Origin of the sequence: Eisenbergiella tayi (assembly GCF_001881565.1) — a bacterium.
Lineage (GTDB): Bacteria > Bacillota > Clostridia > Lachnospirales > Lachnospiraceae > Eisenbergiella > Eisenbergiella tayi.
In genome coordinates this window covers 229,735-245,978 of the sequence record NZ_MPDJ01000002.1, presented here as the reverse complement: position 1 = coordinate 245,978, position 16,244 = coordinate 229,735, and the positions used below count along the sequence as shown (strand labels likewise).

General features: G+C 47.9%; 12 protein-coding genes. 11 read left to right on the top strand and 1 reads right to left on the bottom strand.

Features of this window, described 5'->3' with window-relative positions; all coding sequences use genetic code 11:
- The first annotated feature begins 289 nt into the window (after positions 1-289).
- The 8 genes from BLA28_RS09625 (at position 290) to BLA28_RS09595 (ending at position 10,620) form a co-directional block, all read left to right on the top strand.
- Complete coding sequence (locus tag BLA28_RS09625) at positions 290-1,960, top strand: sensor histidine kinase (RefSeq protein ID WP_069156840.1); 1,671 nt, start codon at positions 290-292, stop codon at positions 1,958-1,960.
- Positions 1,961-1,964: 4 nt separating this feature from the next.
- Positions 1,965-3,248, top strand: coding sequence for a response regulator transcription factor (locus BLA28_RS09620; protein ID WP_069156841.1), 1,284 nt, complete (start codon positions 1,965-1,967; stop codon positions 3,246-3,248).
- 155 nt (positions 3,249-3,403) lie between these two features.
- The gene (locus BLA28_RS09615; protein WP_071699082.1) at positions 3,404-4,957 is read left to right on the top strand and encodes an ABC transporter substrate-binding protein; all 1,554 of its coding nucleotides are present in this window, start codon (positions 3,404-3,406) and stop codon (positions 4,955-4,957) included.
- 15 nt (positions 4,958-4,972) lie between these two features.
- On the top strand, positions 4,973-5,887 hold the full coding sequence (locus BLA28_RS09610) for an ABC transporter permease (RefSeq protein ID WP_009255541.1): 915 nt from the start codon (positions 4,973-4,975) through the stop codon (positions 5,885-5,887).
- A 56-nt stretch (positions 5,888-5,943) separates the two neighbouring features.
- Positions 5,944-6,837 (top strand): carbohydrate ABC transporter permease, encoded by an 894-nt coding sequence (locus tag BLA28_RS09605; protein WP_044969596.1) that lies wholly within the window; start codon positions 5,944-5,946, stop codon positions 6,835-6,837.
- A 61-nt stretch (positions 6,838-6,898) separates the two neighbouring features.
- A complete protein-coding gene (locus BLA28_RS09600) occupies positions 6,899-8,923 on the top strand; it encodes a beta-galactosidase (protein WP_069156843.1) in 2,025 nt (674 codons plus the stop codon).
- Positions 8,924-9,092: 169 nt separating this feature from the next.
- The gene (locus tag BLA28_RS33695) at positions 9,093-9,239 is read left to right on the top strand and encodes a hypothetical protein (protein ID WP_165868640.1); all 147 of its coding nucleotides are present in this window, start codon (positions 9,093-9,095) and stop codon (positions 9,237-9,239) included.
- Positions 9,202-10,620, top strand: coding sequence for a sulfatase (locus tag BLA28_RS09595; protein ID WP_069156845.1), 1,419 nt, complete (start codon positions 9,202-9,204; stop codon positions 10,618-10,620). The genes BLA28_RS33695 and BLA28_RS09595 overlap by 38 nt, the downstream gene beginning before the upstream one ends.
- A gap of 68 nt (positions 10,621-10,688) precedes the next feature.
- On the opposite strand, the gene BLA28_RS09590 is transcribed toward BLA28_RS09595, so the two are convergent.
- Positions 10,689-11,099 (bottom strand): MerR family transcriptional regulator, encoded by a 411-nt coding sequence (locus BLA28_RS09590; RefSeq protein WP_071699081.1) that lies wholly within the window; start codon positions 11,097-11,099, stop codon positions 10,689-10,691.
- 126 nt (positions 11,100-11,225) lie between these two features.
- On the opposite strand from BLA28_RS09590, the gene BLA28_RS09585 reads away from it, so the two are divergent.
- From BLA28_RS09585 to BLA28_RS09575, 3 genes are all read left to right on the top strand, one after another.
- Positions 11,226-12,077, top strand: a complete 852-nt coding sequence (locus BLA28_RS09585) for an aldo/keto reductase (protein ID WP_069156847.1) — start codon at positions 11,226-11,228, stop codon at positions 12,075-12,077.
- A 20-nt stretch (positions 12,078-12,097) separates the two neighbouring features.
- A complete protein-coding gene (locus BLA28_RS09580; protein ID WP_044967353.1) occupies positions 12,098-13,276 on the top strand; it encodes an iron-containing alcohol dehydrogenase in 1,179 nt (392 codons plus the stop codon).
- Between the two features lie 135 nt (positions 13,277-13,411).
- Positions 13,412-15,991 (top strand): PEP/pyruvate-binding domain-containing protein, encoded by a 2,580-nt coding sequence (locus BLA28_RS09575; RefSeq protein WP_071699080.1) that lies wholly within the window; start codon positions 13,412-13,414, stop codon positions 15,989-15,991.
- The last annotated feature ends 253 nt before the right edge of the window (positions 15,992-16,244 follow it).

Below are 16,244 nucleotides of genomic sequence, written 5' to 3'. Positions count from 1 at the left end.
TCTGAAATGGATTTGGTTATTTGCCGGATTTGTTTCGGGAGTGCTATATCACCGCTGTCATCTCTTTTTTTATTTATTTCAGGGAATTTATTATGCCATTCCTGTATAATCAGATACTGAGAAGGACTGGTTATGGGCAGAATAATCTGGTCGGGATTGTTACAGAAGAAGTCGTTTTTAACCTTGTCTTATTCAATTATAATAAAATAAAATTAAAAAGGGATATTTCGGATGTATTGCGGGGTGCATATGAAATGGATAATGCTTTATAAGGAAAAGAGGGAGAGTTATGGGTATTTTTAAAAGGCTCACATTGGATTACAGAAAGTCGATCTACACGAAAGTGCTTCTTTCTATTCTGATTGCATTAATGGTAATTATATTCCTTATGGAGATGTCCAATTTTTATGTGCTCAAACAGTACCGGCAGCGGGCGGAAGAAATGTACCAGAATTCCCTGGAACTGTACAGCGGATTCTGGGCGGATAAGCTGAAAACCATCAATAATTCCATGCTTTCCATAATAAGCTATGAAGGCGGGGAAGCCTTCTATAATATATGCGAGTCAAACGACAGTCTTCTGGTGGAAACAAGCAAAATAGAATTGCTGGACAAGCTGATTGATATTGTAAGTATGCATGGAAATCAGATGTGTATTTTTTCGTATGTTCCGGAAAGAGGAATATTTCTCCGTGCCACCGGACATTCGGGGAATTATGTGGAAAACCTGGAAAATGAAAAGACCGTAAAGGATTATATCGATGCGGGAGGAATCCGCAACAATAATAGCTGGAGTCTTATGGAAAGCGGAGGAAAATATTACTTTTTACAGGTATACCGCATGTTTAACGGATATGTGGGGGCCTATGTGGAGTGTAATATTATACTGGAGGATATGATGAGCGGCAGTAAGGCCGCCGAGGCTGTTGCGGTTCTGGACAGAGAAGGGAATGTCGTGACAAGGATGGGGAAGGATATGGATTATTCCTCAGAGATCCTGTTCAAGAACGATCTCGTGCAGACCGATTACAGCCTGGGAGCCATCGTGTCCCAGAACAGGCTTTACAGTGAGCGGGATTATCTGTGGATGCTGACGGTATGCGCCATCCTTATCGGCTGCATCATTATCCTGGGGGTTATCCAGTTTCAGAGAAAGGTGGTTTTCAATCCTCTGAACAGCCTGAAAGACGCCATGGAAGCCTTCAGTGAAGGCAGGACGGAGGTTCGCCTGAGAGAATATCCGCGCAATAATGAAATCAAGGTGCTGTATGAAACCTTTAACCATATGGCGGAACAGATAATGAAGCTGAAAATTGATGTCTACGAGAACATGCTGGATAAACAGCGCATCCAGAGCAGTTATCTGCGTGTCCAGATCCAGCCGCATTTATATACCAATATCCTGAACCTGATCTATGGACTGGCTGAAATACGGGATTATAAAGGAATACAGGAGCTGGCGGTATATATGTCCAGATATTTCCGCTACCTGCTCAGCACCAAAAAGGATTTTGTGAGGCTGGAGCAGGAAATTGGCTGTGTGGAGGATTATATTAAAATCCAGCAGATGCGTTATCCGGAATGCCTAGATTTTTCTTTGGAATGCGATGCGGACCGAAAAGAGGAGTGGGTTCCTCCGCTGCTGCTCCAGACCTTTATAGAAAATGGAATCAAGCATAATATCACCCTGGTTCCCAGGCTTACCCTTCATATTACCGTCAGAAAATATCCGGGGAGCCTTGTTTTTCTAATCTCGGACACCGGCGTGGGATTCCGGCAGGAAATGCTGCGTAAGCTGGAAGCGGGGGAAGATATCGAAGAAAATGGGCAGCATATAGGTATTGTGAATATCAAAAACAGGCTGAAGCTTTTATATCATGGAAGGGCCGGAATCAAAATAAGGAACCGGGAACAGGGGGCGGCAATATATATCCGGATTCCGGAAAGAAGGGAGGAATAGCAGGGTGAATATTTTACTGGTGGATGATGAAGTGGCTGTGATTCAGATCCTGAAAAAAGCGGTCTGCTGGGAGGATCTTGGAATAAACGAGGTCTTTACAGCCTACAATGCCCAGGAGGCGAAACGGATTGTAACGCAGGAATCGATACAGATAATAATCAGTGATATAGAAATGCCCCAGGAGAACGGGATTTCGTTCCTTACATGGGTGCAGGAGGAGTATCCGGATATCGTGAATATCATACTGACGGGTTTCCCTGACTTTAACTATGCCAAAGACGCTATTTCCATCGGGGTATTCAAATTCCTTCTCAAACCGATAGTTTTCAAAGAACTGAAAGCGGTGGTGGAAGAGGCCGTGCAGAATATCAGGGAGGAACAGAAACGGGAAGAACAGAGAAGATATGGAGAATACTATGAGGAAAACCGCGGAAAAACGGAGAAAATTTTCTATCGTGACCTGCTTTCGGAAGAGATTCTTCCCTTTGCCGATTATATGGATAAAGAAATTGTCCGCAGAGGAATGCAGAAAGAAGATCTGGAACTGGACAATCTCGTTCTGCTGCCTTTAACGGGGAAGGAAAGCAAGGCGGATAAAGGATCGGTTTTTTATTTCGCATTGGAAAATATTGCGGAGGAGCTGTTTCCGGAGACCGTTATGCTGGAGTATAACGGGGATATGATATGGCTGGTGAAGAAAGGGAAACAGAAGGAGGATATTGAGGAAATGTCCCGGGTTTTTCTGGGAAAGGTGTCGAGATATCTGAAATATGAGCTGTATGCCTACTATACGAAGGAGCTGCGGCTGGAGGAAGCGGCGCAGCGGTACCGGATGCTGAAGGAGGTGTCCCGGCAGTACTTCCGGAAGGGGCAGAGGATTTATTATGGGGATCAGTGGACGGGCAGCATAATGGAAGAGGCACTGTCCGGAAACGGCAGGAGCGGTGCGGGGAATGAACTCATCCGCAGCCTCCGCGAGTATCTGGAGCAGCATTATAACGAATCCATTAACCGGAAGGATGTGGAGGAACTGGTGCATATGAATCAGGATTACCTGAACAGGAGCTTCAAATGTGCGACCGGGTATACGCTCATGGAATACGTACAGCATTTCCGCATACTGAAAGCCAAGGAATATCTTGCGGATATGCAGAAATCGATCAGTGAAATAGGCGGCCTGGTAGGTTATGAATCCCCTCCTTATTTTTCCAAGATCTTTAAGAAATGTACGGGGATCACCCCGGCGGAATACCGCAGCAGCCTGAGCGAGAGCGGGCGCTGCACGTGAGTAAGGGAAGAAGTCGGAATCGTTACACGGCCGGTCGGTTTTGTTCTTGTGACAGAATTGGCCGGCCGTTATACTATAATCAAACAAAGGCCTTTGTAAGTAACTTATGGTGTAACTGAGATTTGCGGCTCGTGAGAGCGGGCAGGAGGGATATCATGAAAAAGAGAGTAAGTATTACAGCTTTGGCGCTCAGTGCGGCTTTGGTATTAGGGGCATGCGGAAACAGCGCAGGCACGGAAACGGCTCCGGCGGAAGGAACGAATGAAGCATCAGAGAGCACGGCAGTTCAGGAAAACGCGGAAGCCGGGGATCCCGTATTAAAGGATGGGGAAATGACAGAAATTCTGGTGACCTTTCCCGGCATAAGTTCGGCACCGGCCAGCCTGGCAGAGGTGGAAGCTGCGATTAATGAAGAAGTGAGCAAGACCATGGATGCGGTTATCCGTCTGAATGTACTGGAATGGGGAACCTATACGGATCAGACCAATCTGATGCTTTCCAGCGGTGAGAAAATGGATTTGTTCTTTTCCTATTCCGGAACAAAGGATTATGTCAATAAAGGGCAGCTGATTCCCATAACAGGGATGATGGATACTTACGGAAAAGACATGCAGGATGCGATGGGGAAATACATCGATGCATGTTATGTGGGAGATGAGCTGTACGGTGTTCCTACCTTCCGCGATTTGGCGGCGCAGGCAGGACTTGTGTGCAGAAAGGATATTCTGGAAGAAACCGGGATGGACGCCGCACAGATAAAAACACTGGATGACGTGGAGGAGCTTCTTAAAAAGGTAAAGGAACTTCATCCCGAAATGTCCCTTCTGGTCAGCTCAGAACCAAAGAGAGGCCCTCTTGCCAATATAAATAAAGGGGTTTTCGATATCATTCAGTCAGGTGTGGGCGTTTACATGAATGATAACGACGGACATATTGATATTGTCAATACCTATGAAACGGATGAGTATATGGAGCTGGCCCAAAAGGCATTTGAGTGGAATAAAAAAGGATATTTCATCCCGGATTCCACCACCATTACGGATGTGAGACAGGATCTGATCAAAGCGGGGAACTGCTTTGGATATATCGGAAATTCCCATCCCGGAACGACCACGCAGGAGACTATGAATACCGGTATGGATATGGTTACGATTCCTCTTACGGACAGAATCCTTACAACACAGGGCGTGGATTTCAGCCAGTGGTCTCTGCCGGTGGCCTGTGAAGCTCCGGAAAAAGCACTCGCTTTCCTGGATATTCTTTATTCCAATCCCAAGGTGCAGAATCTGTTCCGTTTTGGTATTGAAAATAAAGATTACGTGGTGAATGAAAATGGTATCGCAGGCTATCCGGAAGGCGTGACAAGCAGTACGGTAGGCTGGACCAATGAATCCTGGATTACCGGAAACGCGGCAATCGGATATGCGTGGGAGACCGATCCGGAAAACGTGTGGGAAGAGTATCAGAAATATAATGATACCGCTGAAATTTCCCCTCTTTACGGCTTTATCTTTGACAGCTCCAAAGTAAAAAATGAAATCGTAGCCATTTCCAATGTCATTGACAAATATCAGGGGATTGCGGAAGCCGGCCTGAATGATCCGGATACGACGGTGGCTAAATTTAATGAGGAACTGAAGGCTGCGGGCATTCAGAAAATCGTTGATGAGATGCAGGCGCAGGCGGATGCCTGGATAGCAGAAAAGTAAAGGAAGGAACGGAAGGTGTCAGTAAAAAAAAGACGTTTCAGAAAATATATCCCATTCTATCTCATGCTTCTTCCGGGATTTTTGTATCTGCTTATCAATAATTATATTCCCATGTTCGGCGTGATAATTGCTTTTAAGGATCTGAATTTTACCAAGGGAATATTGAAAAGCGACTGGGTGGGATTGTCCAATTTTGAATATTTGTTTAAAACACCGGATGCATTCCGGATTACACGAAATACGCTGGGATATAACTGTGCATTTATTGTGGTCAATTTAGTTGCAGCAGTGGCGATTGCGATTATTCTGAGTGAAATCAGGAATAAAAGGTGTGTGAAGGTATACCAGACTTTGATACTGCTGCCTTATCTGATATCTATGGTAATCGTCAGCTATTTATCCTATGCTTTTTTAAGCGGGCAGACAGGCTTTATTAACGGCTTTCTGAAAGGTCTGGGCATGGAACCGATAGCCTTTTATTCGGAACCGAAGTACTGGCCATTCATTCTGATTTTTGTCAACTGCTGGAAAGGGGCCGGATATTCTTCTATTATCTATCTGGCCTCCATCCTGGGAATTGATCAGGAACTGTATGAAGCGGCTTCCATAGACGGGGCGTCCAGATGGAAAGAGATCAGGCATATCACTCTTCCTCTGCTCAAACCGACCATGATTACTCTTACGCTGATGAGTATCGGACGAATTTTCTATTCCGACTTCGGTTTGTTTTATCAGGTGCCGATGAATTCAGGAGCGTTGATTGATGCCACGAATACCATTGATACTTATGTGTACCGCGGGCTGATTAATATGGGGGATGTGAGCATGTCTTCAGCGGCCTGTGTCTATCAGTCCCTGGTAGGTTTCCTTCTGGTTATGACAGCTAACTATATTACCAAAAAATATAGCAGGGAGAATGCGTTGTTCTGACAGGAAGAGGCGGAATACCGGTTATTCCGCTTCTTTAAAAGGAAAATGGAGTGAAAATGAAAAGTAAAAATGAATTAAGATTTCAAATAGGGGCAAATGTGGTAATGGCACTGGTAGCTTTGGTTATGGTCATTCCGTTTATTCTTCTGGTTATGTCATCCCTTACAAGCAATACGGTTATCACCCTGTACGGATATTCCTTTTTCCCGAAGGAATTCAGTCTGGAGGCATATCAGTATATCTGGAATGAAAGAGCCCAGATTTTCAGGGCCTACGGGATAACCATACTGGTTACGGCAGCAGGCACCACAGCGGGCCTTTGCCTGACCGTCCTTTATGCCTATGCCCTTTCACAGCCCGAGTTTCCGGGGAAAACCTTTTTTGCCTTTTTTCTCTTTTTTACCATGCTGTTTAACGGAGGGCTGGTACCCACATACATCATGTATACCCGTTACCTTCATATTAAAAATACGTTTTGGGCGCTGATAATACCGGGACTTCTGATGAATGCCTTTAATGTGATTCTGGTCCGCACCTTTTTGCAGAGCAATGTTCCCATTTCCCTGCTGGAGGCGGCAAGGATAGACGGAGCGGGAGAATTCAAAATATTCCGGAAAGTGGTGCTGCCGCTGGCCAAACCCATTGTGGCGACGGTCGGATTATTCATCGGTGTGGCCTATTGGAACGACTGGACTAACGGACTGTATTATGTGACGGATGCCAAACTGTTCAGTGTACAGCAGATGCTCAATAATATGCTGAAAAATATTGAATATTTATCCAATAACCCGAATTCCCAGATAAATACGTCCAATATAGCGGCCAGCGTCCCCCAGGCTTCGGTTAGAATGGCTATTGCGCTGGTGGGGATTCTGCCCATCCTGGTTATCTATCCCTTTGTCCAGAAATATTTTGTGAAAGGGATTGCGATCGGGGCGGTGAAAGGCTAGGCGGGTCCGGAAAAGAAAGGACCGATTACAGAAAACAAGCATAATACAGGAGGAAAAAGAAATGGCATTATATGTGGGAACGAATTACCATCCCCATGACTGGACGCCGGAGCGCTGGAAGAAAGATATTGCGCTGATGAAGGAAGCCGGCTTTCAGGTAGTACGGCTGGGACACCTTTGCTGGGACAGCTATGAGCCGCAGGACGGCGTTTATAATTTCCAATGGTTCGATGAGGTAATGGATGGCTTCTATGAGACCGGGATCAAGGTCTTCCTGGATGTTTCCGTGAGGCCGGCGCCGGTATGGGTACATAAGCTGTGCCCGGGCTGTGATATATTTACCCCGGGAGGGAACAGACAGGCGGCGGTAACGCGCTATATGGAGGATGTGGATGATCCGGATTACCAGTTTTATGCACTTCGTTTTGCCAGGGAAATGGTGAGGCACTATAAAGATCACCCGGCCATGATGGCGTTTGGCTTATGCAACGAGCAGGGTGCCGGGTTTATCTCTTATTCGGACGCGGCCTGTAAGAGATTCCAGGTCTGGCTGAAGGAAAAATATAAGGATATAGATTCCCTGAATAAGGCATGGAACACACAGAGATGGAGCAGACGCCTGAATTCCTTTGAGGATGTGGTGCTTCCCTGCAACGAGACATCAAAGGGCGCTCCGGAAGCCTATCTGGAGATGAGAAGATTTTTCGGGGACGGCGTCCTGAAATTTATGATAAAGCTGAAGGATGTGGTGGAGCAGGAAGCTCCCGGAATGATGCATTCCAGCAATCATGTGTCCGAGGGAGATACGCTGGGATTCGATTATCTTAAGGGCTGCCGGGAATTTGTGGATTACCCCGGCGTGGGATTTTACCCGGATCTCGATCCGGAGGATGAAGATCCATTTATATATGCACTGATGATCAATGAACACAGACTGGCGGAACTGAATAAGCCCATGTGGTGTATCGAGTTCCAGACTGGAAATTTCGGATGCTATGCGGGGAAAGCGGGAATCCTCCGGATGTACGCGCTCCTGTGCCTTGCTTACCGGACACAGATGGTCCTGGCATGGACCTGGAGAAGCATGCTGGGCGGAGAAGAGCAGTTTTTCTTTGGCCTGGTGGATCACGACGGAACCTGCGGCAGAAAATATCATGAATTTGCACAGATAGCATCGGATTATCATGTCCTTGAGGAGTATGGCTTCCCTTATCTTCCTCAGCCGGAGATCGCCCTGGCCTATTGTTATGAAAACCTGCCGGTCTATGAATACGGGACCTACTATTACAGGACCCCCTATAAAAGGCAGATTATGGATGCCTTCAAGGTATTCCATTACAGAAATCTGGACTGTAACTTTGTGGATTTACGGAATATGTCCGGGAACTATAAAATCCTTGTGATTCCCGGCCACGCGATCATGACGGAAGAGATGGCCCGGAATGTCAGAAATTTTGTGAAAGAGGGCGGCATTGCCATAATGACGGCATATTCGGCGAAGGTGAATGAAAACAATTCGGTATTTGATACCTTCCAGCCGGGCCTTTTATCCGATGTATTCGGCCTGCGTGTCGCCGGTTTTGAACGCACCATGGTGCATCCGCCTGCAAAAGGGGAAAAGACACCGATGAAAAACCTCTGCGTCAGAAAATGCGTGACAGAGGGAACGGAAGACGGCAGGGGAACACAGCAGGTTATCTGCGAGGTTTCGTACTGGGAGCTGCTGGAGCTGTCCGCTGCACAGGCTTATGCCTGTTATGAAGAGGAGGACGGTTCCTGTGCAGTATCCGTGAACCGGTACGGAAAAGGAAAGGCCTATTATACTTCGGCGGAAACCAGCGAACCGCTTCTGGACTGGCTGTATGGGCAGATAGCGGAAGAAGAAGGGATTAGTCCCGGAATTGACGCGCCAGAGGGAGTGGTGGTGCGTAAGATTTCCGAAGAGGAAACGCTGTATGTGAACACGACGTCAAAGGTGAAGGAAGTAATGCTGGAACAGCCGGGGAAGGGGGTACTTAAAGGCGAAAGCTTCACAGAAAGGCTTGTGCTGGCTCCTTTTGACGGGGAATTGATTGTATGTAAATAGGACGTATGGATGTGCTTGAAGTTCATGCTTCGGACATAGAAAGAAAACAGGTACGGAATCAATGAATCTGCCGCATGGTGCAGCTGTTTGTTGATTCTGTACCTGTTTTTATTTATTTCAGAAACAGGAATGCAGTTTATCTGGACGGGCGGCCCGGAATGGGGGTACAATGAATTTTATGAGGGCCGGAGTTTTTGGAGGTTATCCGGCAGTACGGTTTTACAGGAACCTGATATTTATGGATGCAGAGGATATGGATTCAGAGGAGGAAATCGGTTATGCAGCAGCCAAATATAGTTTTCATTTTTATGGATGACATGGGATGGCGTGATTTGGGATGTTCAGGAAGTACATTCTATGAGACACCCAATATTGATCAAATGTGCAGGGAAGGGATGCGGTTCGATTGTGCATATGCGGCCTGTCCGGTATGCTCACCGTCGAGGGCAAGCTTTTTGTCGGGGCAGTATCCCGCGAGGATAGGAGTTACGGATTGGATTGATGAAAGCGGCACCTTTCATCCTCTGAGAGGGAAATTAATTGACGCTCCCTATTTGAAGCATATGCCGGAAAATACTATAACGGTGGCGGAAAGATTGAGAAATGCAGGCTATCAGACCTGGCATGTGGGCAAGTGGCATTTGGGGGGAGGAAATTACCTTCCTGAGAACTTTGGGTTTGATGTAAATATAGGCGGGTGCGAATGGGGACATCCTTCGTACGGTTATTTCAGCCCTTATCATATCCCCACATTGGAGGATGGGCCGGAGGGAGAGTATCTGACGGATCGGCTGACCGATGAAGCGATTGATCTGATAAGGAAAGCTCCGGATGACAAACCGTTTTTTCTGAACTTCTGCCATTATGCGGTGCATAATCCGATACAGGCCAAGCCCGATGATATCCTTAAATTTCAGGAAAAAGCATCCCGCATGCGCCTGGATCGGACAGAAGCGCTGATAGAAGGGGAACATTTTCATACGATAAATAAAAAGGATCAATGTGTAAAAAGAAGAATAGTCCAGTCAGATCCCAATTATGCGGCTATGATTTGGAATCTTGACTGGAATATAGGACGTTTAAGGAATGCCCTGGAGCAGGAAGGGCATGGAAGAGATACTATTGTTATATTCACCTCTGATAATGGAGGGTTAAGTACCTCCGAGGGAAGCCCTACCTGCAATTTCCCGGCGGCGGAAGGAAAAGGCTGGATGTATGAAGGCGGAACCCTGGTGCCTGCTTGGGTTTGGTGGCCCGGACATGTTGCGGCGGGAAGTTCGTGCGCCGTACCGATCACCACGCCTGATTTTTATCCTACCTTGCTGGACGTGGCCGGTTTGGCGCCGGAGGAGGGACAGGCCTGCGACGGCGTCAGTATCCTGCCGCTTTTACAGGGAAAAGAAATACCGGAACGTCCTGTTTTCTGGCATTATCCCCATTATGGAAACCAGGGGGGAACTCCGGGAGGAAGCGTACGGCTGGGGAAATACAAATTAATTGAATTTTACGAGGATGGGAAAACCGTGCTTTTTAATTTGGAACAGGATATCAGTGAAAGCAGGGATGTGTCCGAAGAAGAGCCGGAAATCGCTTCCCGGCTGAAGAAAATGCTTCATGACTGGAGACAGAGTACGGGTGCGGTCATGCCGCAAAGAAATGAGGATTATGAGAAAGAGTGGAATTCCGTCGAGGCGTAAAGGCCGGCGGGAAAGCTGGGTAAATGAAATGTACGAACGAAGGAATGACGGGTATTGAAAAATGCCCGTCATTCCTTTACGCAGTCACCTTTCGCTTCCTCCGCATTTTGGGTGAGGTAATCTTCATACTGCTGTGTAAAGTATGAAATTTTACAGGTGACTTTTTCCAGATAGCGGTTCATTTCTTCGATATGCTCCTCTACCTCCCGCTTGTGTTCCACGAGCATTTCACATCTGTCCTTGAGCGTCTCAGGCCCCTGCAGGCTCAGGGTGACAAAATCCCGTATTTGTTTTATGGACATGCCTGTATTTTTCAGGCAGCAGATCAATCCGATCCATTCCAGATCCTCATCGGAATAGAGGCGGATTCCGCCTTTTGTACGGCCTACATTCGGCAGCAGGCCTTCTTTTTCATAATACCTCAGAGCATTCGGACTCAGTTTTGTTTTTTCCGCCACTTTTTTTACTGTATAACCCATAGGGATACCTCCTGGTAATTTATCGCGTGAATGAAAAAAGTCTTGACTTAGCGTTAACACTAAGGTTTATGATCATCATACAGGACTTTTAACTGATATGTCAAGCAACAGAAAGGGAGGAAAGATATGAATTCACTGACCGATTGCTACAAGCTGTCCAATGGGGTGGAAATCCCGTGCATCGGATTCGGAACCTGGCAGACCCCGGACGGGGATGTCTGTGTATCGTCTGTTCTCAGCGCGATTGAAGCGGGATACCGTCACATTGATACCGCGCAGGGATACGGCAATGAAGAGAGTGTGGGGCTTGCCGTAAAGAAAAGCGGCATTGACAGGAAGGAACTTTTCATTACATCTAAATTAACCAACAGCGAGCATGGCTATGAGAGAACTCTTGCCGCCTTTGAGGAGACAATGAAAAAGCTGGATATGGATTATCTTGATCTTTATCTGATCCACTGGCCCAATCCCATAGCATTCCGTGATCACTGGCAGGAGGCGAATGCCGGTACATGGAAGGCGTTTGAAGAATTGTATAAGGCCGGCCGCATCCGCGCCATCGGAATCAGTAATTTCCGGCCCCATCATATCGAAGAGTTGATGAAAACCGCGACAGTGGCTCCTATGGTAAACCAGATCAGGCTATGTCCCGGAGAAACCCAGGACGAAGTTGTGGATTACTGCCGTTCCCATAATATCCAGTTGGAGGCATACAGTCCGCTGGGTGTCGGCAAAATCTTCGAGGTACCGGAAATGAAGGCGCTGGCGGAGAAATACGGTAAGTCCATTGCCCAGATCTGTATCCGCTGGAGCCTGCAGAGAGGGTATCTGCCGCTTCCCAAGTCGGTGACGCCTTCCCGTATAAAAGAAAATACGCAGGTATTCGATTTTGAACTGGAAGCGGCCGATGTGCAGCTGATCGCGGATCTGAAGGGCTGCGTCGGCTATTCATCAGACCCTGACACAACAACATTTTAATATATCAGGAGGATATTTACATGCTGAATTTTGATCTTTACACACCCGCACGGATTTTGTTCGGAAAAGGTGAGGAAAAACGAATCGGGGAACTTCTGAAGCCCCATGCATCCAAGGTTCTGCTTCATTATGGAAGCGGAAGCATAAAGAAGAGCGGCCTGTATGATACGGTAACCGCATCCTTGAAGGAAAGCGGTATTTCCTTTGCGGAGCTGGGAGGCGTTAAGCCCAATCCCAGGCTTTCCCTTGTGCATGAAGGGATCGCACTGTGCAAAAAGGAAAACGTGGATCTCATTCTTGCGGTAGGCGGAGGAAGTACCATTGACTCTGCAAAAGCTATTGCCATGGGCGTTTATTACGACGGGGATATCTGGGAGGTTTACGAACAGGGAAAACCCGTTGAAAAGGCTCTGCCCGTAGCCACAGTCCTCACGATTCCTGCGGCGGGAAGTGAATCCAGCGGGGATTCCGTTATCACCAATGAAGAAAAGCAGCTTAAGTTCGGTTACGGCAGCCCTCTTATCCGGCCGCTGCTCAGCGTTATGGATCCGGAACTATTTTTCACCCTTCCTAAAAATCAGCTGGCAAACGGTGTTGCGGATATGATGAGCCATGTGTTCGAGCGTTACTTCACCAACACAACCCATACGGATCTCACGGACGGGCTGTGCGAGGTTACTCTGAAAACATTGATGAAGAATGCGCCGATCGCGCTGGATGATCCGCAGAATTATGATGCCTGGGCAGAGCTCGGCTTCTCAGGGACCGTGGCCCATAACGGCCTGGTAGGCATGGGACGTGAGCAGGACTGGGCATGTCACGGCATGGAGCATGAGCTTTCCGCCATTTATGATGTGGCGCACGGCGCAGGCCTCGCCGTTCTGACGCCCGGCTGGATGCAGTATGTATATAAAGATAATATCAATATGTTCGTCCAGTTTGCTGTCAATGTGATGGGTGTGGAAGGCAGCTACCGGGATCCCGATGCCATCGTTCAGGAAGGAATTGCCCGGCTGCGGACATTCTTTAAGAGGATGGGGCTGCCCGGCACACTCGCAGAGCTTGGCATCGGAGAGGACAGGCTGGAGGAAATGGCAAAGAAGGCGACTGGGGCGGCTTTCGGTGAGGAATCCCCTCTCGGCGGCTTTAAGAAGCTGTACTGGCAGGATGTACTGGCAATCTATAAGCTGGTGAAATAGGCGGAAGCAGGACGTTGTTCTTGACTAATGACAGCCATTGCTTTAAGATAAATTACAGACGCAGGAGTCGATATCATATCGGTTTCTGCGTCTTTTTTTCTTAACATGAAATACGCAAAATAAAGGAGTATGGATATGGCGGCATTTGACAAGATATTGAGCGGAATTGCAGGAATGGATGAAGCGCTGGATTTTATCCGGCTTGGAGATAATGTTGTGTTTCAGGTTTCCGACCTGGAGGAATACTTTTTTTTCGCACGTTCGTTTGCAGCACAGGCGCTGAAGGACGGGAAAAAGCTTATTTATATCAGGTTTGCGCAGCATGAAGCTGTGCTGGAACCCTGCGAAGGGCTGAGAATCTATGAATTTCAGCCGGAACAGGGGTTTGAAAGCTTTACGGTGGGGATTCACGAGAGAATAAGGGAGGAAGGAAGAGAGGCCTTTTATGTATTTGACTGCCTTTCCCAGCTGCAGTCGGTCTGGTATACGGATCTGATGATGGGGAATTTTTTCCGTGTGACCTGTCCCTATCTGTTTCAGCTGGATACGGTGGCCTTCTTCCCTCTGATACGGGGAAGGCATTCCTTTGATGCGGTGGCGCGGATCAGGGATACGACGCAGCTTTTTCTGGATGTATACGCAGATAGAGACAGTCTGTACCTGCATCCCCTGAAGGTCTGGAACCGGTATTCGGGAAATATGTTTCTTCCCCATGTATGGAACAGCGAAAAGCAGCGGTTTGAGGCGGTGACGGACGGAATGGGAATCGGACGCTATTACGTCCTGCGCCAGGAAAAAGAGACAACACTCCAGGATCTGAATGCGGACAGCCATGACCGTTTTTTTACCATGGCGAAGATGCAGTATAGGGAAGGCCGTTTTTCAGAGGAAACGGAGGCGCAGATTATAGAGAGCACGATGACCCGGGACGAGAAAATGCAGGAACTGATTAAAAAATATTTCACGGGTACGGATTATTTTGCCCTGCGGGATCGTATGATCGGCAGCGGGGCCATTGGAGGCAAGGCCTGCGGAATGCTGCTGGCAAGAAAAATTGCGGAGAAGGAGCTGCCTGCATATCAGGGTTATTATGAACCTCACGATTCCTTTTATATCGGATCGGACGTTTTTTATACGTATATTGTGGCAAACGGGTGCTGGGATATGCGGATTGCGCAGCGCACGGATGACGGGTATTTCAGTGAGGCCGGCCGGCTCCGGGAAGGGCTGCTTAAGGGGAGCTTCCCCTCCAATATCCGGGAACAGTTCCGCACAATGCTGGACTATTTCGGGCAGACCCCCATTATTGTGCGTTCTTCCAGCTTTCTGGAAGACGGGTTCGGCAATGCCTTTGCAGGAAAATATGAATCCGTGTTCTGTGCCAACAGGGGCATGCCGGAGGAAAGGCTTGCCATGTTCGAAAATGCGGTACGGCAGGTATACGCCAGCACAATGGATATTTCGGCCCTGGAATACCGGAGACAGCGCGGGCTGGAGGGAAAGGACGAACAGATGGCGGTCCTGGTCCAGAGAGTATCGGGCTCCTATTATGGAAATTTATATATGCCCTGCGCCGCGGGAGTGGGATACAGCTACAGCACCTATAAGCTGCAGAAGGATATCCGCCCGGATGAAGGCATGCTCCGGCTGGTAATGGGGCTGGGCACAAAGGCTGTGGATCGGACGGAAAATGATTACCCCCGCCTCGTGAACCTGGATCGCCCCACAATAACCATGGCGCGGAATACAGCGGAAAAACACCGCTTTTCCCAGCATAAGATAGACGTGCTGGATCTGGAGAAAAATACACTGGCGGAAAAGGATTTGGAACAGGTGCTGCCGGATATCCCCGAATGGCTGAAAAGACTGCTCCTTGAGCATGATTATGAAGCGGAACAGCGACTGTATGACAGCGGCAGACCAAGAAACGTATGGTTTGTCAGCTGCCAGAAGCTGCTGGAAAAGGAGACATTTACAGAGCTGATGAAGGCCCTGCTCCGCAAACTGCAGCAGGTATACGGCAATCCGGTGGACATTGAATACACAGTGAACTGCGCAGAAAACGGCGATTTTATGCTCAACCTCCTTCAATGCCGCCCGCTTTATGTAGGGCCGGAAGGCGGCGGAGTCAAAGTCCCCCTCCTCAAAAAAGAAAACTGCTTTTTTGACATCCATGATGCCTGCATGGGACATTCCGTATGCAGAAAACTGGACGGAGCAGTACTCATAGATCCCAAGGCCTACTACGAATACCCCTACGCAAGAAAACCCGAAGTGGCAGGAATCATAGGAAAGCTCAACAAACACTTCAACAACCAGAAAGAACCCCAAAACATACTCCTGATAGTCCCGGGCAGACTCGGAACCTCATCCCCTGAGCTCGGAATCCCGACAACCTTTGCCGACATCTCCGGCTTCTGCGGAATATGCGAGGTATCGGACGACCGTGCCGGCTACATGCCCGAACTAAGCTTCGGAAGCCACATGTTCCAGGACCTCGTCGAAGCCGACATCTTCTACGCCGCCATAGACACCGCCCGAAACACCGTATGTTACCAAAGAGAAGCCTTCAAGGAATATCCGGATATATTTACACAACTATGCCCGGAAGAAGAAACACTGAACTACATGATTTCCGTCTACGATTTCAAAGATAAAAATATCTGCCTCTGGATGGACGCCCCTGAAAACCATGCAGTCTGCGGAATAAAATAATACCCAGAAGAGAACAGTCCACGACGCCGGGGACACAGGGCTTTCGTGGACTGTTCTCTTCGCCCTCACTCGATACTTAACGGAGTTGTGTTGATTTTGGTATTTGGATCAGATATAATATGATAAATTGACTTAATCATATTATATCTGTCCGAAAACGATTGCTTTACCGTTCTATGGATTGATATTTAACGAAATACAAAAACAGATCCTTTTCCCGCTTGGAAAAGGATCTGCACCGATGAGGAGTAAA

Coding starts and splice junctions, on each gene's coding strand:
- BLA28_RS09615 (WP_071699082.1), top strand. CDS start 3,404: ATGAAAAAGAGAGTAAGTATTACAGCTTTGGCGCTCAGTGCGGCTTTG.
- BLA28_RS09585 (WP_069156847.1), top strand. CDS start 11,226: ATGAATTCACTGACCGATTGCTACAAGCTGTCCAATGGGGTGGAAATC.
- BLA28_RS09625 (WP_069156840.1), top strand. CDS start 290: ATGGGTATTTTTAAAAGGCTCACATTGGATTACAGAAAGTCGATCTAC.
- BLA28_RS33695 (WP_165868640.1), top strand. CDS start 9,093: ATGAATTTTATGAGGGCCGGAGTTTTTGGAGGTTATCCGGCAGTACGG.
- BLA28_RS09600 (WP_069156843.1), top strand. CDS start 6,899: ATGGCATTATATGTGGGAACGAATTACCATCCCCATGACTGGACGCCG.
- BLA28_RS09595 (WP_069156845.1), top strand. CDS start 9,202: ATGCAGCAGCCAAATATAGTTTTCATTTTTATGGATGACATGGGATGG.
- BLA28_RS09605 (WP_044969596.1), top strand. CDS start 5,944: ATGAAAAGTAAAAATGAATTAAGATTTCAAATAGGGGCAAATGTGGTA.
- BLA28_RS09575 (WP_071699080.1), top strand. CDS start 13,412: ATGGCGGCATTTGACAAGATATTGAGCGGAATTGCAGGAATGGATGAA.
- BLA28_RS09580 (WP_044967353.1), top strand. CDS start 12,098: ATGCTGAATTTTGATCTTTACACACCCGCACGGATTTTGTTCGGAAAA.
- BLA28_RS09590 (WP_071699081.1), bottom strand. CDS start 11,099: ATGGGTTATACAGTAAAAAAAGTGGCGGAAAAAACAAAACTGAGTCCG.